This is a genomic window from Mesobaculum littorinae (assembly GCF_004011175.1).
Classification (GTDB): Bacteria; Pseudomonadota; Alphaproteobacteria; order Rhodobacterales; family Rhodobacteraceae; genus Tranquillimonas; species Tranquillimonas littorinae.
In genome coordinates this window covers 330840-351550 of the sequence record NZ_RQXX01000004.1, presented here as the reverse complement: position 1 = coordinate 351550, position 20711 = coordinate 330840, and the positions used below count along the sequence as shown (strand labels likewise).

Annotated in this window: 17 protein-coding genes; 5 read left to right on the top strand and 12 right to left on the bottom strand. The window is 67.8% G+C overall.

Going from position 1 to position 20711, the window contains the following annotated elements; translation table 11 throughout:
* Window positions 1-113: 113 nt before the first annotated feature.
* The gene (locus tag EKE94_RS13880; protein WP_127907209.1) at window positions 114-1235 is read left to right on the top strand and encodes a hypothetical protein; all 1122 of its coding nucleotides are present in this window, start codon (window positions 114-116) and stop codon (window positions 1233-1235) included.
* Window positions 1236-1277: 42 nt separating this feature from the next.
* On the opposite strand, the gene rfbA is transcribed toward EKE94_RS13880, so the two are convergent.
* The 6 genes from rfbA to glmU all read right to left on the bottom strand — a co-directional run bounded on the left by rfbA (window position 1278) and on the right by glmU (window position 7527).
* Entirely contained in the window at window positions 1278-2153 is an 876-nt protein-coding gene (rfbA, locus tag EKE94_RS13875) for a glucose-1-phosphate thymidylyltransferase RfbA (RefSeq protein WP_127907208.1), read from the bottom strand.
* Window positions 2150-2992, bottom strand: a complete 843-nt coding sequence (gene rfbD / locus EKE94_RS13870) for a dTDP-4-dehydrorhamnose reductase (RefSeq protein ID WP_127907207.1) — start codon at window positions 2990-2992, stop codon at window positions 2150-2152. Before rfbD ends, rfbA begins: the two co-directional genes overlap by 4 nt.
* Before the next feature lie 18 nt (window positions 2993-3010).
* Entirely contained in the window at window positions 3011-4438 is a 1428-nt protein-coding gene (locus EKE94_RS13865) for a phosphohexomutase domain-containing protein (RefSeq protein ID WP_127907206.1), read from the bottom strand.
* Window positions 4435-5493, bottom strand: coding sequence for a dTDP-glucose 4,6-dehydratase (rfbB, locus tag EKE94_RS13860; RefSeq protein ID WP_127907205.1), 1059 nt, complete (start codon window positions 5491-5493; stop codon window positions 4435-4437). The genes EKE94_RS13865 and rfbB overlap by 4 nt, the downstream gene beginning before the upstream one ends.
* 3 nt (window positions 5494-5496) lie before the next feature.
* Window positions 5497-6051: a dTDP-4-dehydrorhamnose 3,5-epimerase gene (gene rfbC, locus EKE94_RS13855; protein ID WP_127907204.1), complete on the bottom strand. Its 555-nt coding sequence runs from the start codon at window positions 6049-6051 to the stop codon at window positions 5497-5499.
* Window positions 6052-6171: 120 nt separating this feature from the next.
* On the bottom strand, window positions 6172-7527 hold the full coding sequence (glmU, locus tag EKE94_RS13850) for a bifunctional UDP-N-acetylglucosamine diphosphorylase/glucosamine-1-phosphate N-acetyltransferase GlmU (protein WP_127907203.1): 1356 nt from the start codon (window positions 7525-7527) through the stop codon (window positions 6172-6174).
* Between the two features lie 321 nt (window positions 7528-7848).
* Between glmU and EKE94_RS13845 the strand changes: the two genes are divergently transcribed.
* On the top strand, window positions 7849-8832 hold the full coding sequence (locus EKE94_RS13845; RefSeq protein WP_127907202.1) for a glycosyltransferase: 984 nt from the start codon (window positions 7849-7851) through the stop codon (window positions 8830-8832).
* Window positions 8833-8847: 15 nt separating this feature from the next.
* On the opposite strand, the gene EKE94_RS13840 is transcribed toward EKE94_RS13845, so the two are convergent.
* Window positions 8848-9618, bottom strand: coding sequence for an ABC transporter permease (locus EKE94_RS13840; protein ID WP_127907201.1), 771 nt, complete (start codon window positions 9616-9618; stop codon window positions 8848-8850).
* A 312-nt stretch (window positions 9619-9930) separates the two neighbouring features.
* Between EKE94_RS13840 and EKE94_RS13835 the strand changes: the two genes are divergently transcribed.
* The 3 genes from EKE94_RS13835 (at window position 9931) to EKE94_RS13825 (ending at window position 14823) form a co-directional block, all read left to right on the top strand.
* Window positions 9931-11055: a sugar transporter gene (locus tag EKE94_RS13835; protein ID WP_235856030.1), complete on the top strand. Its 1125-nt coding sequence runs from the start codon at window positions 9931-9933 to the stop codon at window positions 11053-11055.
* Window positions 11056-11064: 9 nt separating this feature from the next.
* Window positions 11065-11718: an ABC transporter ATP-binding protein gene (locus EKE94_RS13830; protein WP_127907199.1), complete on the top strand. Its 654-nt coding sequence runs from the start codon at window positions 11065-11067 to the stop codon at window positions 11716-11718.
* Between the two features lie 261 nt (window positions 11719-11979).
* Window positions 11980-14823 carry a calcium-binding protein gene (locus EKE94_RS13825; RefSeq protein ID WP_127907198.1) on the top strand — a complete coding sequence of 948 codons (2844 nt, stop codon included), beginning with the start codon at window positions 11980-11982 and terminating at the stop codon, window positions 14821-14823.
* A gap of 169 nt (window positions 14824-14992) precedes the next feature.
* Here the strand turns inward: EKE94_RS13825 and EKE94_RS13820 are convergent, their stop codons facing one another.
* The 5 genes from EKE94_RS13820 to EKE94_RS13800 form a co-directional block, all read right to left on the bottom strand.
* Window positions 14993-15991 (bottom strand): oligopeptide/dipeptide ABC transporter ATP-binding protein, encoded by a 999-nt coding sequence (locus tag EKE94_RS13820; RefSeq protein WP_127907197.1) that lies wholly within the window; start codon window positions 15989-15991, stop codon window positions 14993-14995.
* On the bottom strand, window positions 15988-16956 hold the full coding sequence (locus tag EKE94_RS13815; protein WP_127907196.1) for an oligopeptide/dipeptide ABC transporter ATP-binding protein: 969 nt from the start codon (window positions 16954-16956) through the stop codon (window positions 15988-15990). The genes EKE94_RS13820 and EKE94_RS13815 overlap by 4 nt, the downstream gene beginning before the upstream one ends.
* Window positions 16956-17870 carry an ABC transporter permease subunit gene (locus EKE94_RS13810; protein WP_127907195.1) on the bottom strand — a complete coding sequence of 305 codons (915 nt, stop codon included), beginning with the start codon at window positions 17868-17870 and terminating at the stop codon, window positions 16956-16958. The genes EKE94_RS13815 and EKE94_RS13810 overlap by 1 nt, the downstream gene beginning before the upstream one ends.
* Window position 17871: 1 nt before the next feature.
* Window positions 17872-18789: an oligopeptide ABC transporter permease OppB gene (gene oppB, locus EKE94_RS13805; RefSeq protein WP_127907194.1), complete on the bottom strand. Its 918-nt coding sequence runs from the start codon at window positions 18787-18789 to the stop codon at window positions 17872-17874.
* Between the two features lie 97 nt (window positions 18790-18886).
* Window positions 18887-20503 carry a peptide ABC transporter substrate-binding protein gene (locus EKE94_RS13800; RefSeq protein WP_127907193.1) on the bottom strand — a complete coding sequence of 539 codons (1617 nt, stop codon included), beginning with the start codon at window positions 20501-20503 and terminating at the stop codon, window positions 18887-18889.
* Between the last annotated feature and the right edge of the window lie 208 nt (window positions 20504-20711).

Genomic DNA, 20711 nt, shown 5'->3' with positions numbered 1-20711 from the left:
GCTTCGCGGATTCTGCTGTCGAGATGCGCGCTGAAATGGCGTAGCACGCCCCGAAGACAGGTCGCCCATGCGTGCCTGTCGTCGAGCAAAGTTGATGTCTTGGGGTCGCCCACATGAAAACGGTCTATTGCCTGGGGCTGCACAAGACAGGCTCGACCAGCCTGCAGCACTATCTTCTGGCCAACCAGCTGAAGCTTGCGCGAAACGGCATTCTCTTTCCGCCAGTGCATGCCCACGGGACCGCGCGGTTTCTGGCCGAGGCCCTGGGCCGCCGTCCTGTCAATCGCCGTCCGGCGCGGCTGAACGAATACATGGGGCACAATGCCCTGGCGCATCGCATGATCGCGGATGCCGTGCCCGACAGCCGGTTCCCGTCGGGGCACGCCCCCATGGAGCGGGGGGATCTCGTCCTGAACCATGTGGTCGATCTGACGCGCCAGATGCAGGCCCATACGCTTGTCTTCTGTTCCGAGGATCTGGCCACGCTCGGGGTCAGGGCCCCCGGCGCTGTCGACCTGTTTCGCGAAAGGTTTGCCGACGAGGGCGCCGGCCTCTTCGCCCTGGTCAGGCGCCCGGATGATGCCTTAAGTTCGTGGCAAAGCCAGATGCTGAAGTTCAGGACCCCGTTTCAGAGCCTCGCAGAGACCGGCGTCGGGCCATGGCTGAGGTCGGTCCATGTCGATTACCGCGCCGCGCTCATGCCATGGATCGAAAGGTATCCGCAGGCGCAAAGGCACATCCTGCCCTACAGCGACAGCCGCAAGAAGGGCGGGGCGGTGGGCGTGTTCAAAGATGCCTTTCCCGATATCGCGGTCTGCGCCCCGCGTGAAACGGCGGATGTGAACCCCAGCCTGCCCTATGCGATGATCGAAATCGCGCGTCTGGCGATGTGGCGGCTTCCCCCGCTGTCGGCAACGAAGCTCAGAAGCTTCCTTGGCAAGGTGGCGGGCCGCATCGACTGCCCCCGCAACCAGGATGTCGATCTGATCGGGGCGGCGTCGCGTGCCGAGCTCGCAGCTGAATTCCAGGACTGCGAGGCTTGGCTGCAACGCATCTCGGGCAGGACGCCGTTCTTCACCGACCTGGACGAGATCCACAGGCCGCGCATCTTCGACGGCCGCAGCGCCGCGGCCGAAATCCTGCCCGCCCTGGTGCGGGAGGCCGAGGCGCAGGACCTTCCCGCCGACATTCGGGACTTTCTCCGGGACGTCCACCGCCGCGGCCCCGCCGACTGAGAAGATGACTGCCCGGATCTGCGCTGTCCTGTCGGGGGACGCTCAGCCGTCGAGCAGCCTGTGCAGATAGGCGCCGTAGCCGTTCTTGCCAAAGGCGTCGGCACGAGCGCGCAGGGCGCTGTCGCTGATCCAGCCTTTCGCCCAGGCAATCTCTTCGGGGCAGCCCACCTGCTGGCCCTGCCGTTCGGACAGCGTGCGCACGAAGTTCCCCGCATCGAGAAGAGAGGCATGGGTCCCGGTGTCGAGCCATGCATAGCCGCGCCCCATCAGCTCGACGTTAAGGGTGCCGTCGGCAAGATACATCTCGAGAAGCGACGTGATCTCCAGCTCGCCGCGGTCCGAGGGGCCGACCTGCCGCGCCCGCTCCGGCGCGCTGCCGTCGAGAAAGTAGAGACCGGTCACCGCGTAGGGCGACGGGGCCCGGGCGGGCTTTTCGATGATGCGGCGCACGGTGCCATCGGTGGCAAACTCCACCACGCCGTACCGTTCGGGGTCGGCCACGCGGTAGCCGAAGACGGTGCCGCCTTCTGTGCGGGCATCGGCCCGGGCCAGATGCTCGGGCAGGCCATGGCCGAAGAAGATGTTGTCGCCCAGCACCATGGCCGAGGGCGCGCGGTCGAGAAACTCCTCGGCCAGGATATAGGCCTGCGCCAGCCCGTCCGGGCTGGGCTGTTCTATATAGGTAAAGCTCAGCCCCCATTGCCCGCCATCACCCAGCGTGCGGCGGAACTGCTCCTTGTCCTCGGGCGTGGTGATGATCGCGATCTCGCGGATGCCGGCCAGCATCAGCACCGAAAGCGGATAGTAGATCATCGGCTTGTCGTAGATCGGGACCAGCTGTTTCGACAGTCCGATGGTTATCGGAGCCAGACGGCTGCCAGAGCCGCCGGCCAGGATGATGCCTTTGCGCCGGGTCATGAAGTCAACTCGTTCACCATGTCGGAGAGGGCCGCGCGCCAATCGGGTGGCGCGATGCCGAAATCGCGTGAAATGCTGGAGCAGTCCAGCCGTGAATTGAGGGGGCGTCGCGCCGGGGTGGGATACGCCGCGGTGGGGATGCCCGTGACCGCCACCTCGCGTCCGGCAAGCTCGAACGTCGCGCGGGCGAGGCTGGCCCAGCTGACGACGGGCGCGCCCGCATGGTGGTAGGTGCCGCCCCCTGCGCCGTCTCTCAGAGCCTGCGCGAGGATCAGGCAGGCACCGGCAATGCTGGCGGCGGGCGTCGGACCCCCGATCTGGTCATCGACGATGGACAGGTCGGTGCGGGTTTCCGACAGGCGCATCATGGTTCTGACGAAGTTCGACCCGTGCGGCGAGAAGACCCAGGAGGTGCGCAGGATCGCGTGCACGCAACCGCTGGCGCGGATCGCCTCCTCTCCGGCCAGTTTCGTCCGGCCATAGGCATTGAGCGGGGCGGTCCTGTCGTCCGGCTGCCACGGCGCATCGCCCGAGCCGTCGAAGACGTAGTCGGTCGAGATATGCACCATCGGGACGCCCAGATCGGCACAGGCCCGGGCCATGGCGCCGGGCGCTGCGCCGTTGATGCGCAGCGCCAGCGATTCTTCGTCCTCGGCGCGGTCGACTGCGGTATAGGCGGCGGCGTTGATCACGGCCGTGGGCCGTGCGGCGACGATAGCCGCGGCGCAGGCGTCGGGGTCAGACAGGTCGGCGGCGGCGCGGGGCAGGGCGGTGACCTCTGCCTGCAGTTGCAGCTCGGTGGCGACCTGCCCGGCCTGGCCGAAAACGAGAAGGGTCATGGCGGTCCTTTCCGGGCGTCAAAGCCGTGCGCGCAGGGTATCGAGGCAGGCTGCCAGCAGGTCGTTCGCGCGTTCGGGGCTGGCGGCCTCGGTATAGCAGCGGAACTCGGGGGCATTGCCCGAGGGGCGCAGGTGGACAATCTCGCCCCCCTGCAGGTGCAGCCGAAGCCCGTCGGTCAGGTCCAGCCCCGCCTCAAGCCCGAGATCGGCAAGGAACGCGGCCCGCGCCCCATGGTCGCCTTGCAGGGTGGCGAGGAAGGGGGCGGAGACCTCGGGCGCGATGCCGGTCAGGCGGTCGGCCGCGGTAAAGACCGGCGGCAGCGTGGCCACCAGCCCGGCCAGGCCCTGCCCGGCGCGGCGGGCCAGCGCCAAAGGCGCGAGGATCGGCAGAAGGCAGTCGCGCGTCAAAAGCGGGGGCAGCGCGCCGGCGGGGCCCTGCGCGGCAAACCCCAGCAGGAAGCCGCCATTGGCTTCGTAGCCCACAACACGCGCGTCCGGCGCGCGCGCCAGCGCCGCGTCCATCGCGGCGATCACGAAGGGCGACCCGATGCGGGTCAGGTGGCATTCCCCGATGTCGGCCAGCTGCGTCACCAGCGTGTTCGACGAAACCGGGGTGCAGACCGTGTCGGCGCCCAGCAGGCGCGCGGTCAGCGGGCCCAAGACGTCTCCGGGGACGACCCGGCCGGTGGCATCCGTGACCAGCGGCCGGTCGGCATCCCCGTCGGCCGAGATCACGGCATCGAGGTTGAGGTCCCGGCACCAGCCGGCGAGCCTTGTGCGGGTGGCCGGGTCGACCGCCTCGGTATCGACCGCGACGAAGGTCTCGCTGCGGGCCAGCGGCACCGCGGTTGCGCCAAGCGCACGGCTCACCGTCACCAAGATGTCGCGGGCGGCCGAGCTGTGCTGGTAGACCCCGATGCGCAGCCCGGCCAGGGCCTCTGGCCCGAAGGCGCGCGTGTAGCGGGCGACATAGGCGTCGGTGGCGTCCTGCCCGGCCTCGCGCACCCGCCCCGCGGCGCACCCGGTGGCGCCCCCGGCGGCGCCACCGGTGGCAGGCGAGCCGAGATGCGCCAGGATGGCGGCTTCGTCCGCCTTGGTGATCTCGCCGTGGGGGGTGTAGAACTTCAGCCCGTTGCGGTCGGCCGGGATGTGGCTGCCGGTGATCATGATCGCCGCCTGCCCGGCCTGTCCCGCGGCAAGGGCAAGCGCCGGGGTCGGCAGCACGCCGTGGCGGACCACGTCCCGGCCGGCAGCGGTCAGCGCCGCGCCCACGGCATCGGCGATCGCGCCCGAGGAGGGGCGCAGGTCCCACCCAAGGTGCACGGCCCCGCCGGTGGGGCAGGCCGCCGCGAAGGCGCGGGCGTAGGCGCCGACACAGGCCGGCGTCAGCGCGGTGACCAGCCCGCGCAGCCCGCTGGTGCCGAATTTCGGAGCCTCCGCGGTCACGGGGTCATCCCCGCTCCCAGCCGGACGCCGACGCCCTGCCGGGACTGCAGCGGGCGCCACCAGTCCTCGTTCTCGAGATACCAGCGCACGGTGCGGCGCAGCCCGTCCTCGACCGTGACCGACGGCCGCCAGCCCAGTTCGCGCCGGATACGGCCGGGGTCTATGGCATAGCGCGCGTCATGGCCGGGCCGGTCGGGCACAAAGGTGATCTGCGCCGCATAGCTCTGGCCATTGGGGCGCGGGCGCATGTCGTCCAGGATGCCGCAGAGCGTTTCGACCAGCTGCAGGTTGCTGCGCTCGTTCTCGCCGCCGATGTTGTAGGAGCGCCCGGGCGCGCCGCGGGCCGCCACCAGCAGCAGCGCATCGGCGTGATCCTCGACATAGAGCCAATCCCGGATGTTCGATCCGTCGCCGTAGATCGGCAGCGGCTTGCCCGCCAGGGCATTCAGGATGATGACCGGGATCAGCTTTTCGGGGAAGTGATAGGGCCCGTAGTTGTTCGAGCAGTTGCTGACGACCACCGGCAATCCGTAGGTATGATGCCAAGCGCGCACCAGGTGATCGCTGGCCGCCTTGGAGGCCGAGTAGGGCGAGCGTGGATCATAGGCGGTGTCTTCGGTGAAGAGCGCTCCGGGGTCGTGCGGAAGGGTGCCGTAGACCTCGTCGGTCGAGACATGGTGGAAGCGGAAGCCTTCCGGGCGACCGGCCTGCGCCCAGTATCCCCGTGCGGCTTCGAGCATGTTGAACGTGCCGGCGATGTTGGTGTCGACGAAATCGCGCGGCCCGTCGATCGACCGGTCCACGTGGCTTTCGGCGGCCAGGTGCATCACCGCGTCGGGGCGGTGCGCCGCGAACGCGGCATCCAGCGCCGCACGGTCGCGGATATCGGCCTGCACGAAGCTGTAGCGCGGGTCCTCGGCCACGCTTGCAACATTCGCGAGGCAGGCGGCATAGGTCAGCGCGTCGAGGTTCATGACCTCGTGCCCCCGCGCGATGGCCAGCCGCACCACCGCCGACCCGATGAACCCGGCCCCGCCGGTGACAAGCAGGCGCATCTCTCACCCTTCCCAGACGAAAGGACTTTGGACATCGGCCAGGGCAGGGGCGGCGGCATCCTTGTCCGACAGGACGGGCGGGGCGTTCAGCCCCCAGTCGATCCCGCAGGAATCCCAGGCCACCGCGCCATCGCTCTCGGGCGCGTAGTGGTCGCTGCACTTGTAGATGACCTCTGTCATCGGGGCGCGGGTGACGAAGCCGTGCAGGAAACCCTCGGGGATCAACAGCTGGCGGCCGTTGTCGAAGCTGAGCTCGACCCCGACCCACTGGCCATAGGTGGGCGATCCGCGGCGGATATCGACCGCCACGTCGAACAGCACCCCGCGCCCGCAGCGCACCAGCTTGGCCTGCGCGTGGGGCGGTGCCTGGTAGTGCAGGCCGCGCAGAGTGCCGGCGGCCTGCGACAGCGAATGGTTGTCCTGCACGAAGTCATGGGCCAGCCCGGCCTCGGCCATGCGCCGGGCGTTCCAGCTTTCGCTGAAGAACCCGCGGGCGTCGCCGAACCTGGCGGGGGTCAGGATGACGACACCGGGCAGGGCTGTTTCCTGGATCTGCATCGCTTGGGCCTGCCTTTCGCTGTCGGGGTCCGGCGCCTGTTCGCGCCCATGCTCGTGCTATCGCTCGCCGTCCGGGGACCTGGGCGGGCATCCCGATGGCCGCGATGCCCGCCCCAAGGGTCAGCCCTTCTTCTGGGTCAGGCGCGCCTTCTCCTCGCGCCGCTTCTCGAACAGCTTCGTGGCGACGCCCTCCTTGATCACCTGCTCGGGGCGGGCCACGGACAGCGCGCCCGCGGGCACGTCCCGCGTGATGGTCGAGCCGGACCCGGTCATCGCGCCGTTGCCCAGGGTGACCGGCGCCACCAGCATGGTGTCGGATCCCACGAAGACGTCTTCGCCGATCACCGTACGATGCTTGAACACGCCATCATAGTTGCAGGTCACCGTGCCCGCGCCGATGTTCGAGCGCGCGCCGACATCGGCGTCCCCGATATAGGTGAGATGGTTGACCTTCACCCCTTCGGCCAGCTGGGCGTTCTTGATTTCGACGAAGTTGCCGATCCTGGTGTTCTCGGCCAGTTCGGCGCCCGGGCGCAGGCGGGCATAGGGGCCAACCACCGACCCCTGGCTGACATGGCAGCCCTCGAGATGCGAAAACGCCCGGAGCTGGACACCGCTTTCCACGGTGACACCGGGGCCGAAGACCACGTTGGGTTCGATCACCGTATCGCGCCCGATCACCGTGTCCCAGGCCAGGTGGACGGTCTCGGGGGCCTGCAGGGTGACGCCGTCCTCCATCAGTGTGGCGCGCATCCGGGCCTGGAACGCGGCCTCGGCCACGGCAAGGTCGGCGCGGGAATTGACGCCCATGGTTTCGGCTTCGTCGCAGCGCACCACCGAGGCCGACAGCCCCTGGGCCCGCGCGATCGAGACGATGTCGGTCAGGTAGTATTCGCCCGCGGCGTTGTCGTTGCCGACCGCGTCGATCAGGCGAAACAGGAACTGGGCATCGGCCGCGATGACGCCGGAATTGCACAGGGTGATAGCGCGCTCGGCTTCCGAGGCGTCGTTGAACTCGACGATCCGCGTCAGCGCGTCGCCCTCGGTGACCAGCCGGCCGTAGCGCGCGGGGTTCGCCGCCTCGAAGCCCAGCACCACGACGTCGTTGGTCTTTCGCGCCTCGGCCATGGCGCGCAGCGTATCTTCGGAGATGAAGGGCGTGTCGCCGTAAAGCACGATGGCGTCGCCGTCGAACCCCTCCAGCGCGGGGCGGGCCTGGGCCACGGCGTGCGCGGTGCCCAGTTGTTCGGTCTGCAGGACGACGTTTGCGGCCTCGTCGTAGTCATGCGCCGAGCCGGTCACCTGGTCCGCACCATGGCCCGCCACGACAACGGTCTTCTCGGGCTCGAGCGCGGCGCCGGCGCGCAGCGCGTGCCAGAGCATCGGAGCATGGGCGATCCGATGCAGCACCTTGGGCATGTCCGATTTCATGCGCGAGCCTTTGCCCGCGGCGAGAACGATCAAAGCAATGGCCATCAGTGAAATCCTGTCTGAAATCCGGGTTGCGCCGTTTCTCCCCCGGATGGGCCGAAGGGGCAAGAACCCCATGCCGCAGCGCCAGGATTTTGCCGATGGTGCGGTTCGGCAGGGCACCCCGCCCGCCCAGGGGCAGCGGCTGTCGCCGACCGTCCGATCCCGGACGCCAGGGATGCGACGGCGTGGCCGGTGTCGTGCAGACAACGCGCCCCGGGGCAGGGCGCCCGGCGGGTTTGACTTTGCAGGTCATTTGCCGCACTTCGCCAGTCACGCAAATCCCGGGCGGCGGCGCCGGGACCGTCAACGCACAGGGCAGGTGACATGATGCAGCAGGCAGGGGCCGGACGGCTGGTGGCGGTGGTCGTCACCTTCAACCGGCTGAACAAGCTGACGCATACCGTCGAACGCCTGCTTGAGACGCCGCCCGAGCAGCTCGAGGCGGTTCTGGTGATCGACAATGCCTCGACCGACGACACCGCGGCCTGGCTGGAGGCACAGGCGGACCCGCGTGTCGTGGTGCATCGCTGCGCCAGCAACCTCGGCGGGGCCGGCGGCTTCGAGACCGGCATGAAGCTGGCCACCGAGCGGTTCGACCCGGACTGGATGGTGGTGATGGACGACGATGCGCGCCCCGCGCCGGGCGCGCTGGCGGCGTTTCACGCCGAGGATCGCAGCCAGGCCGAGGCCTGGGGCGCCGCGGTGTTCCATCCCGGGCCCGAGCGCAGGATCTGCGACATGAACCGCCCGGCGATCAACCCGTTCTGGCACAAGGCCGTGATGTGGCGCACGCTGACCGGGCAGGGGCGCGACGGCTTTCACATGGGGCCGGAGGATTTCGCCCCTGACGCGCCGAAACGCGATGTCGACGTGCTGTCCTTCGTGGGGTTTTTCGTCAGCCGGGCGGCGATCGCCCGGGTCGGCTATCCCGATGGCCGGCTGTTCATCTATGGCGACGACACCGCCTACACGCTGGGGCTGGCCCGGGCCGGGGGGCGGATCGTCTTCGACCCGGCGCTTGTCTTCGAACACGATTTCTCGACCCACAGTGCCGACGACAAGCGGTTTCGGCCCCTGTGGAAGAGCTATTACCATTACCGCAACCTGCTGATGGTCTACCGGCTGTGCTCGGGCTGGCTGTTCGTTCTCGTCGCTCCGGCGGCGGCGCTGAAATGGCTGGGCAAGGTGCGCCACCATTCGGGAGAGCGCCGGGCGTTCCTGGGCTACGTGCTGCGCGCGCTGCGGGACGGGTTGTTGCGGCGCACGGATGTAAGCCACGAAGACGTCAAGGCCTGGGGACGGCGCTGACCGGCTGACCCGGGATCAGCGGGTCAGGATGGCGCGGTGATAGCGCCGCAGCAGGACCGTTCCCATGAACAGCGTCACGAGGCTGAACCCCACCACGTAGATTTCCGAGACATAGGATGCGTCGTAGGTGGGGTAGAACCCCGCGCGCAACAGCCCGAGGATGTGGAACAGCGGGTTGTACCACAGGATGTTCTGCGCCCCGGACGGGAGATCCTCGAACAGGAAGAGCACCCCGGAGGCGAGGAACAGCGGCCGTGTGACGATCGACCAGATCTGCCCCCAGGCGTCGATCAGCCCCAGCAGGACGCAGTTCAGCATGCCGATGGAGAGGCCCAGAAGCAGGGCGAGGCCGAAGGCCGTCAGGATGTCGTCCATGTCGAGCACGGCGCGGGTCTCGGCCAGCATCAGCACGCCGAAAAGCACGATATACCCCACCAGGATGCCGGTCAGGGCGTTCAGGACGAAGCGGGCGATCACGGCATCCGCCCAGGTAACCACCGGGTACTGGAGAAGCGGTCTCGAGAAATTGAGCGCACGCGCCACGGCGTCGGATATGTTCTGGTAGAGCGTGAAGGGCACGAAGCCCGTGGCGTAGAACAGGACGAAGTTGTTGCCCAAGGGCGGGCTGCGCAACAGCAGCGAAAACCCCACGGCAAGGATGAGGATGCCACCGATCGGTTCCAGCACCGCCCAGAGATACCCGCCCGGCGAGCGGCCATAGCGCGTCGACATCTCGCGCAGCATCAGCGCCAGGATGGTCCGCCCGGTGCGGAAGCGGCGGATCATGCCTCCCCCGGGGAGTTGCGGCGGCGGGATATCGGTGGCAGACAACTCTGATGGCTCCCCATGGCCAAGCAAGTACCAAGTATGTAGGATGTCGGGGCATGTTTCAACAGCTTTCACCCGGGTATCATCTTGATAAACAATGATAAAAAAGATGGTGCCGCTGGCGCGGCGCAGGCGCCCTCGGCTGCCCGCAACTCTGGCCCCAAGCCCGGACTGACCCCGGTGGACGTCGGTGCCGGTCAGCCCGGCCCCAATCGGCCCGGCCCCGGTGGCCCCGGCGCCAACCCGACGCCGAAGGTCGAAGTGCGCCCCATGGCCCAGCCGGCGCAGATGAAGAAACGGCACTGGGGGCTGATCGCCACCTTCGTCGCGGTCGTGGCGCTGCCGCTCGTGGCGGTGTGGCTCTATCTGTGGCTGGTGGCCGATGATCAGTATGCCTCGACCACCGGGTTCACCGTCCGGAAGGAAGAGGGGACCAGCGGCACCGATCTTCTGGGCGGCCTGGCCAACCTGACCGGCACCAGCGTGGCGGGCGACAGCGACGTGCTCTACGAATACATCCGGTCCCAGGCCGTGGTGACCCGGATCGACGAAAAGCTGGGGCTGCGCGAATATTACTCCCAGTATTGGACAAGCGATCCGGCTTTCGCGCTCTGGCCCGACGCCACGATCGAGGATCTGCACTGGTACTGGGACAGGATCGTGCGGGTGTCCTACGACCAGTCCACCGGGTTGACCGAATTGCTGGTCCTGGCCTTCGACGCCGAGATGGCCCAGTCCATCGCCACCGAGATCGTCGCCGAGAGCCAGGACATGGTCAACGCGCTGAACGAGGCGGCGCGCGAAGATGCCATCCGCTATGCCGCGATCGAGCTGGAGCAGGCCAAGGAGCGCCTGAAGGAGGCGCGCGAGGCGCTGGTGAAGTTCCGCACCCGCACCCAGATCGTCGATCTGCAGGCCGACATCCAGGCCCGCATGGGCGTGGTGAACACGCTGCAACAGCAGCTGGGCAACGAGCTTGTGGCCTTTGACGAACTCAGCAGGACCACCCAGGGCGAAGATCCCCGGCAGACCCAGGCCCTGCGCCGGATCGAGGTCATCCGCGAGCGCATTGCCGACGAACGGCGCACCTTCGCCACCAACGAGGTGCTGTCGACGGGTGAGGACTACCCCACCCTGATCTCCGAGTTCGAGGGGCTGACGGTCGAGCGTGAATTCGCGGAAACGGCCTATCGCGCCGCGCTGACCGCCTGGGACAGTGCCAAGGCGCAGGCCGGCCGCCAGAACCGGTACCTGGCGACCTATATCAGGCCGACGCTGGCCGAAGAGGCCGAGTATCCGCAGCGCCTGATGATCTTCGGCCTCGCCGCGTTGATCCTGACGCTGGGCTGGGGAGTGCTCGCGCTGATCTACTATTCGCTGCGCGACAGGGCGTGAGGCGGCGGCGTGATCCGGTTCGAGAACCTGTCGAAAAGCTTCTGGGTGGGTGGTGAGCGCCGGGTCGTGATCGACGACCTGAACCTTACCCTGCCCTCGGGCGCCTCGCTTGCGCTGCTGGGGCGCAATGGGTCGGGCAAGTCTACCCTGATGCAGATCATCGCCGGTATCATGCGGCCTGATACCGGCCGGGTGGTGAGCGACGGCGCGATGTCGTGGCCGGTGGCCTTCGGGGGGTCCTTTCACGGCGAACTGACAGGCGCCCAGAACGTGCGCTTTGTCGCGCGGATCTACGGCGTCGACACTGACAGCCTGATCGCGTTCGTCGAGGATTTCGCCGAGCTGGGCAAGCATTTCCACATGCCGGTGCGAACCTATTCGGCGGGGATGAAGTCGCGGCTGACCTTCGGCACGTCGATGGGCATCCGCTTCGATACCTACCTCGTGGACGAGGTGACGGCGGTGGGTGACGTCGCCTTCAAACGCAAGAGCCAGGCGGTGTTCCGCGACCGCATGGAACGGAGCGGCGCCATCATGGTCAGCCACTCGATGCCGGAACTGCGCCGATTCTGCGACTCGGGGATCGTCCTCGACCGGGGCAAGCTGCACTACTTCGAAGATCTCGAAGAGGCCATCAAGCTGCACGAAGGCCTGATGGGCTGACGCGGCCGGGGGCCGCCCGGAAGGCCGCCCCCCCCCCCTTCTCGCCGCCCCCCACGCCGCGCCGCGCGCCCGGCTGGCGCCTGCGCCGCACCTGCGGTGCCGACCTTAACGGTCTCCCAACATTACGCCGACCATTGATCTGAAACTCCGCAAACTCGCCCGGCTTTGCGCCCGCATGTCGCGCGGGTGGTCCGGCATTCCTGTCCCCGGGTTGTCCTGCCCCTTGGCGGCGCAGGGCATATGGGTGAGAGGGACAGGACGATGCCGCAGATCGCACATCGCGCGATCCTGGGCGCCGGGGCTGCACATCTGCAGAACGATATCCGCGCGCTCGAGGTGGTCGAGGGCCCGCAGGGGACGGTGGTCCTGGCTGCGGGTGGGGTCAACGGGGCGCTGGTCAGCCTGACGCTGGGGGACGGGGGGCAGGCGCGGATCGCGGATGCCGCGACCTATTCCCGCGGTGTCGCGGCGGCGCTGGGCGGCACGGTCGAGCTGCTGGATATCGGCGGACGGCAGGTGGCCGTGGTGGGTCATGCCCCCGGCCAGGGTCTGGTCGGCTACACGCTGGAGCAGGATGGCGACTTGGGCGCCAGAGCGACACTTGCCGTGCCGGGAATGCAGGCCGGGGCGACCGGCGCGGTCGTGGCCTGCCCCGAAGGTTATGTCTATGTGGCGACCGGCGGCGGGGCCGTCGGCTGTTCCCGCCCCGATGCGCAGGGCGTCCTGCAGCAGGTCGGGCCGGTTCAGACCATGGCGCCGGGGGGCGGTACGACGCCGACCGACCTGGTGACCGTCGGCGTCGGCGGGCAGTCCTACCTTCTGGCCCACGGCGACGGCGGGGTCAGCGCCCATGCGATCGACGCGGACACTGGCGACCTGACCGCCCGCGGCACCATGGGTCTGGCCGAGGGGCTTGGCCTGCTTTCTGTGCCGGTCGCGATGGAGGTGGCCGAGGTCGCGGGCCGTCGGTACGTCGTCGTCGCCACCGCTGCCGGCGAGCAGGGGGCAGGCGGCGCGCTGAGCGTGATGGAGCTGACCGCCGCGGGCGATCTCAGACCCGTGGACCACGTGCTCGACACCCTCGATACCCGCTTTGGGCAGGTGCAGGACATGGAGCTGATCCAGCATCGGGGCCGGGCCTACGTGGTGGTCGCGGGCGGCGACGACGGGATCAGCCTTTTCACGATCCTGCCCGACGGGCGCCTGGTGCATCTCGACACCATCGAAGATGCCTCGGGGCTGGGGCTGTCGTCGATCTCGGCCATGACGGCGGTGATGGGCGACGACGCGATCGAGATCCTGCTTGCCAGTCATGACCGAAGCGGACTGACTCAGTTCTCGGTGGACCTGGACGACCAGGGCGTGACGCGGTGGGCCTCCGGCGGCACGCTGTCGGGCGGGACCGGCGACGATCTTCTGGCGGGCGGTAGGGGTGACACCACGATCCGCGGCGGTGCCGGTCAGGACTTGCTGCTTGATGGTGGTGGGAGGGACCGGCTGATCGGGGGCAGCGACGCGGATGTCTTCCTGCTGGAGGCTGACGGCGCCACCGACGTGATCGCCGATTTCGAACCGGGCCGCGACCGTATCGACCTCACCCTCTACCCGATGCTCTACAGCGCGGCCCAGATCGCCATAACCCCCACCGCACGGGGGGCGCGGCTGGTCATCCGTGGCGAGGTGACCGACATCCGCAGCGTCGACGGCCGGACGCTTGCGGTGGAGCAGGTGCTGGACGCGCTGGACTGGGGCACGGGCCGGGTGCCGCTGGTGCTGGCCGACCCGTCGCAGGACACCTCGGGCGATGACGTGATGCGGGGGGATGGCGGCGACGACGCGCTCTTTGGCGACGGCGGAAACGACCTGCTCGACGGGATGGCCGGGGATGACGAGCTGGACGGCGGCGACGGCCGGGACACCCTGCGCGGTGGCGATGGTGACGACACGCTGCGCGGCGGCGAGGGCAATGACCGGCTGCAAGGGCAGGATGGACATGACCTGGTCTACGGCGGTGCGGGGGACGACACCCTTCTGGGCGGGGGGCACCGCGATACCCTGCGCGGTGGGCTCGGCGATGATCATATCGAAGGGCGCAACGGGTTCGACAGCCTGCTGGGCGAGGCCGGCGACGACACGCTGCTGGGCGGGGCCAATGCCGACACGCTCGACGGTGGCGCCGGGGCGGACCGGCTGCTGGGAGAGGTGGGGCACGACCTGCTGCTGGGGCTCGACGGAAACGACTATCTGAATGGTGGGGCGGATCACGACACGCTGCGTGGCGGCACCGGCGCCGACACCCTTGAGGGCGGTGCCAATCGTGACGTGCTGTCGGGCGATGAGGGCAACGACGTGCTGAACGGGCAGAATGGATTCGACCGGCTGGACGGCGGCGCCGGCAACGACACCCTGATCGGAGAGGCCAATGCAGACACACTTCTGGGCGACGCGGGCAACGACCGGCTGGATGGTGGCGACGGATTCGACCGGCTCGACGGCGGCACGGGGGATGATCTGCTGCTGGGTGGCACCAATGCCGACACGCTGGAAGGGGGGGACGGGAACGACAGGCTGGATGGCCAGGCGGGGCACGACGTCCTGAATGGCGGTGCCGGCGTCGACCGCCTGATGGGCGGCGTCGACAACGACACCCTGCGTGGCGGAAGCGAGGCGGATACCCTGCTGGGCGGAGCCAACCGCGACGTGTTGTTCGGAGAGGCGGGGCACGACCGCCTGTTCGGTCAGAACGGGTTCGACCGGCTGGACGGCGGCATCGGCAACGACACGCTGGTCGGCGAGGCCAATGCCGACACCCTTCTGGGCGGCGGGGGCAACGACGTGCTGGACGGCGGTGCAGGCTTCGATGTGCTGACCGGAGGGGCGGGGGCGGACGTCTTCGTGTTCCGCCCCGGCGGTCATGTCGACCGGATCACCGATTTCCGGGCCGGACGGGACCAGCTGCATCTGGACCTGCGGGAAAGGTCCATCGCCGATCTGGCGGTGACCGAGCTTGATGACGGGCTGCGGCTGGACTGGAGCGGCGGGGCGGTCATCCTAGAAGGGCTCACGCCCGCTGGCTTCGACCACTCGGACGTGATCTTTCTCTAGCCACCCCGGGCGTGGGACCGAAGGCAGCCGGATCTTGCCGCGCCCGCGCCTGCGTCCCGCATGCCGCCGTCTCTGGCGCGCACCAGCGATCGCACGACCTGACGCTGTCGCCCGGGCGCCGGCCCGGGCGCGCGTCACCGGAGAAGGTGGCCGGAGACGGAAGCTGCCGTCAGGCCATTTCGGCGGCGGACAGGGGGCCGGGGTGCAGGCAGGCCACGCGATGCGCGTCGCCCTCGGGCTGCGGTACGGTCCGGGCGCAGTCGTCCTGCGCGCGCGGGCAGCGCCCGCGGAAGACGCAGCCCGACGGCGGGTTCATCGGCGACGGCATGTCGCCCGTCATCGGCACGATGCGCTTGGCCCGCTCGGCCACCGGATCGGGGATCGGCACCGCCGACAGCAGGGCCTGCGTGTAGGGATGCTGCGGATCGTCGTACAGTCGGGCCTTCGGGGCCTTTTCCATGATCCGCCCGAGGTAGAGCACCATCACCTCGTCCGAGATGTTCTTTACCACGCTGAGGTCGTGCGCGATGAAGATCATCGCCAGCCCCAGATCGCGCTGAAGTTCCTTCAGCAGCTCGATCACCTGCGCCTGGATCGACACGTCCAGCGCCGACACGGGTTCGTCGCAGATCAGCAGCTTGGGCTCGACGATCAGCGCGCGGGCAATGCCGATGCGCTGGCACTGACCGCCCGAGAACTCGTGCGGGTAGCGGTTGATCATCTGCGGCAGCAGGCCCACCCGCTCCATCATCCCGGCGACGCGCTGGCGACGTTCCTTCGCGGGGATGTCGGGGCGGTGCGTCGACAGCGGCTCGGCGATGATCTGCCCGAGGGTCATGCGCGGGTTGAGCGAGGCCAGCGGATCCTGAAAGACCATCTGGATTTCCGAGCGATAGGGCTTCATCTGCCGCGGGCTCAACGACAGAAGGTCGGTTTCGCCCCGCCACATCACCTGCCCCGTGGCCGGCACCATCTGGATCAGCCCGCGGGCCAGTGTCGACTTGCCGCAACCGGATTCGCCGACGACGCCCAGCGTCTGGCCGGCCTCGAGCTCGAAATCGACGCCGTTGACCGCATGCAGGATGCGCGGCTTGGTCCAGGGCATGTCGCCCGCGCGGATGATCGGAAACCGCACGTGCAGGTCGCGGACAGAGAGAAGCGGGCTCATGCGGTGACCTCCGCGATGGGGCGGTGGCAGGCGCGGGCGCGGCCCTGCGCAAAGGGGCTGAGCGGCGGCATCACGCGGCAATCCTCGCCCGCGAAGCCGCAGCGCGGACGGAAGGGGCAGCCTTCCGGCGGTGCGGCCATGTTGGGCGGGTTGCCGGGAATGGCCTTCATCGCGGCATCGACGTCGTCGACGCGCGGGACCGCCGCCAGCAGGCCCCGGGTATAGGGGTGCGTCGGCTCGGCAAAGAGAGGCTCGGTCGGGCCTTCCTCCATCACCCGGCCGCCATACATGACCAGCACGCGTTCGCAGAATCCCGCGACGACGCCCAGGTCATGGGTGATCAGGATCGTGGCCATGCCGAAATCGCGCTGCAGATCGCCCAGAAGGTCCATGATCTGCGCCTGCACGGTCACGTCCAGCGCGGTCGTCGGTTCGTCGGCGATCAGCAGGTCGGGTTGGCACAGCAGTGACATGGCGATCATCACGCGCTGCCGCATCCCGCCCGAGAATTCATGCGGGAACAGGTTCACCCGTTCCTTCGCGGCGGGGATCTTCACCGCGTCCAGCATGCGAACCGATTCCGCCAGCGCTTCCTTCTTCGACAGGCCCTGGTGCAGGGTCAGCACCTCGGTCATCTGGTTGGAAATCCGCATGTAGGGATTGAGCGATGTCATCGGGTCCTGAAAGATCATCGCGATCCGCTTGGCGCGGATCTTGTTCAGGTCCTTGGGCTTCGCGCCCAGCAACTCCTGCCCGTCGAAGCGGACCGATCCGTCGGTGCGACCGTTCGGCGCCAGAAGGCCCATGATGGAAAAGGCGGTCTGCGACTTGCCGGATCCGCTTTCGCCGACGATGCCCAGCGTCTCGCCCCGGTCGATGGCAAGAGAAAGGTCGTTGACCGCGTGCACCGGCCCGTCTTCGCCGTCGAAGGTGACGGAGAGGTTATCGATCTGCAGAAGCGACATCAGCGATCCTTGGGGTCGAGCGCGTCACGCAGGCCGTCGCCGACGAAGAACAGGCCGAACAGCGTGAGACAGAAGAAAAGGAGGGGGAAGCCAAGCTGCCACGTGGTGCCATAGGCGATCGTGCCCGCACCTTCCGAGATCAGCGCCCCCAGCGAGGTCAGCGGCTCCTGCACGCCGAGGCCGAGGAAGGAGATGAAGCTTTCCGTCAGGATCATCAGCGGCACCAGCAGCGTGGCATAGACGGCGATGACGCCCAGAAGGTTGGGCACGATGTGGCGCAGGATGATCACCGGCGCCGACACGCCGGTGGCACGCGCCGCCTCGACGAATTCGCGGCCCTTGATGGTCAGCGTCTGGCCGCGCACGATCCGCGCCATCTCCATCCACGAGATCAGGCCGACGCCCGCGAAGAGGATGGTGATCGACCGGCCGTACATCACCAGCAGCAGGATCAGGACGAACATGTAGGGGATCGCCATGAAGATATCGACGATCCGCATCATGATGTTGTCGGTGCGCCCGCCCACGTATCCCGCGACCGCGCCGTAAAGCGTGCCGACGACGCAGGCGATCAGCGCCCCCACGAGGCCCACGGCAAGGCTGATCTGGGTGCCCTGCACCGTCCGCGCGAACAGGTCGCGGCCCAGGTCGTCGGTGCCGAAATAGTGCCCGTTCTCGATCGACGGCCCGCCCTCCTGCGCGATCTGGCCCATGACGTTGTAGTCGAGTTCCTCGTTCGACCACTGCGACAGGAAATCGCCGAACACCGCGAAAAGCGCCACGAAGGCGAGGATCGCCAGCCCGACCATGGCGGCCTTGTTGCGGAAGAAGCGGCGGCGCGCGTCGGCCCAGGGCGACCGGCCCTTCCCGGCAAGCGCGGTGGCTTCGACGGCCTGTTCGGATGTCATTGCCATGTCAGTACCGGATCTTGGGGTCGATCCATCCGTAAAGGATGTCGACCACGAGGTTGAAGAAGATGGTCAGCGCCCCCACCAGGATCGTGACCCCCATCATCACCGCGTAATCGCGGTTCAGGGCGCTGTCGACGAAGGCCTTGCCGATGCCGCCGGTGGAAAAATAGATGTCGACCACGACCGACCCGGTGATCATCGCCACGAAGGCGGGGCCTAGGTACGAGATCACGGGCAGCATCGCCGGTTTCAGCGCATGGCGCAGGATGACCTTGCGCTCGGGCAGGCCCTTGGCCCGGGCGGTGCGGATGTGGTTCGAGGTCAGCACCTCGAGCATCGAGGACCGCGTGATCCGCGCGATCGACGCCATGAAGGAGGTCGAGAGCGCGATCACCGGCATGATCCAGTATTCCGGCCCCTGCCAGCCGCCGCCGGGCAGCCATCGCAGCCACAGCGTGAAGATCAGCACCAGGATCGGCGCCATGACGAAGTTCGGCAGGACCTGCGCGCCGATCGACACGCCCACCGCCGCGTAGTCCAGCGGCGAGTTGTGCCGCGTCGCCGCCGCCACGCCCAGGCTGACGCCCACGAGCACCGCGATCGCAAAGGACAGAAGACCGTAGGTCAGCGTGATCGGGAAGCCCTGCGCGATGATCTCGTTCACCGTGCGGTCCTTGTAGACGAAGCTGGGCCCGAAATCGAAGGCGGTGACGATGCCCCAGACGTAGTTGCCCACCTGCATCCACAGCGGATCGGAGAGCCCGTATTTCTCGTTGAGGTTGGCCAGCACCTGGGGCGGCAGCTCGCGCTCCGCGGTGAAGGGGCCGCCGGGTGCGGAATGCATCAACACGAAGGAAATGATGATCAGCAGCAACAGCGTCGGTATCGCGATGGCAAGACGCTTGAGGATGTAACTGAGCAAACGGTCGCTCCCGGAACAGGGTCAGAGGGGCAGGGTCGAGACGGGTAGGGGGGCGGGCAGCCCGTGCCTTGAAGGCAGGCTGCCCGCCCGGGGCCGGTTATTCGGCCGTGCGGTAGATGTCCTTGCCGTACCACGTGTTGTTCACGTTGTTCTCGGGCAGGCCTTCGATGTTGGCGTTGATCATGTCGACGTTGGCGTAGTGGTAGATCGGGATGATCGGCATTTCCTCGGCCAGGATGCGCTCGGCCTCCTGGTACATCTCCAGCGGGTTCTCTGCGGTCTTGCTGTCGGCCATCACCTGATCGTATTCGTCGTTGAAGAACTCGCCGTTGTTGTGGCCCGAATACGAGGTCATGAGGTCGAGATAGGTCGACGCCTCGTTGTAGTCCCCGCACCACGCGTAGCGCGCCATGTCGAAGTCCTGGTTCTGCATCCGGTCGGTGTGGATCTTCCACTCGTAGTTGTCGAGCGTGATGTTCACGCCGATCTGCTTGAGCATCTGCGACGCGGCGATGGCGATCTTCTTGTGATCTTCCGAGGTGTTGTACTGCAGGCTGAGGTTTACCGGGTTGTCGGGGCCGTAGCCGGCCTCTTCAAGCAGCTCCTTGGCCTTTTCGATCCGCTGCGCCTGATCCATCTCGTCGGCCCATTCGACCTCGGGACGTTCGAAATCGGCGATCGCCCAGTGGGTCCAGTTGTAGGCCGGCTTCTGGCCGCCCTGCAGGATCCGCTCGACGATGATGTCGCGGTCGATGGCGTAGGCCAGCGCCTTGCGCACGCGCGCGTCCTTCAGCGCCTCGGGGCCCTTCTCACCCACGTTCAGCATGTAGATGTACGAGCAGTTGTAGGGGGTCGAGACCGCCTGATCGGGATACTCCTCGGCCAGGCGCGGATATTGACCGGCGGGGATGTCCACGCGGTCCAGCTCGCCCGCCAGATACCGGGTGAGGCCCTGATTGATGTCGTTGATGGTGAGCGCGGTCAGCGTCTCAATCACGACGTTGTCGGCATCCCAGTAGGTGTCGGTCTTCTCCATCACGACGCGTTCGCCCAGCTGGTGTTCGGTCAGCGTGTAGGCGCCGTTGCCGACCAGCGTGCCGGCATCGGTCCAGTCGTCGCCATTCTCCTCGATCACGCTTTGCAGGACCGGGAAGGTCGAGCCGTGCACCAACATCTGCGGGAAGTAGGGCAGCGGCGTGCTGATCTTGACCTCGAGCGTGTGGTCGTCGACCGCCCGCACGCCCAGCTCTTCGGGGTCCATCTCGCCGGCGATGATCTCGGGCGCGTTCTCGACCTGCATCAGCTCCATGTACCACGCGTATTCCGAGGCGGTGGCCGGGTCGGCCAGACGGCGCCAGGCGTAGACGAAATCGCCCGCCGTCACCGGTTCGCCGTTCGACCACTTGGCATCGTCGCGCAGGTTGAAGGTGTAGGTCTTGCCGTCCTCGGACACCTCGTGATCCAGCGCCACGCCCGGCACCAGCTCGCCGTTGCCGTCTTCGTTGTAGAGCCCTTCGAAGAGGTTGCGCAGCACGTCCGAGCCTTCGACGTCGGTGTTCAGCTGCGGGTCCATCGACTTGATCGCGTCGAGAAGCCAGAAGGTATAGGTCTGGTCGTCCGCCAGCGTCACGCCTTCGGGCACGTCCGCCGCCTGCGCCTGCAGGGCCAGGCCCAGGACCAGGGCCGAGGTGGCGAGTGTCGTTCGAAGTTTCATGAGGGCTCTCCGTATGTTGGGGGTACGTGTTATGATTGTATTCATCCAAACGGAACACGCGGCCACATGCAAGAATGCGCCTTGCGTCATCAAAAGGCGGCGGCTTTGTGCCGATGGGGTCCGCCAAGGGACGTGCGACGGTGTCGGGCTCAGGGCCATCGCCCCGTCATGACACGCTGCGGGATGCGTTCGAAGACGCGGCCCGACG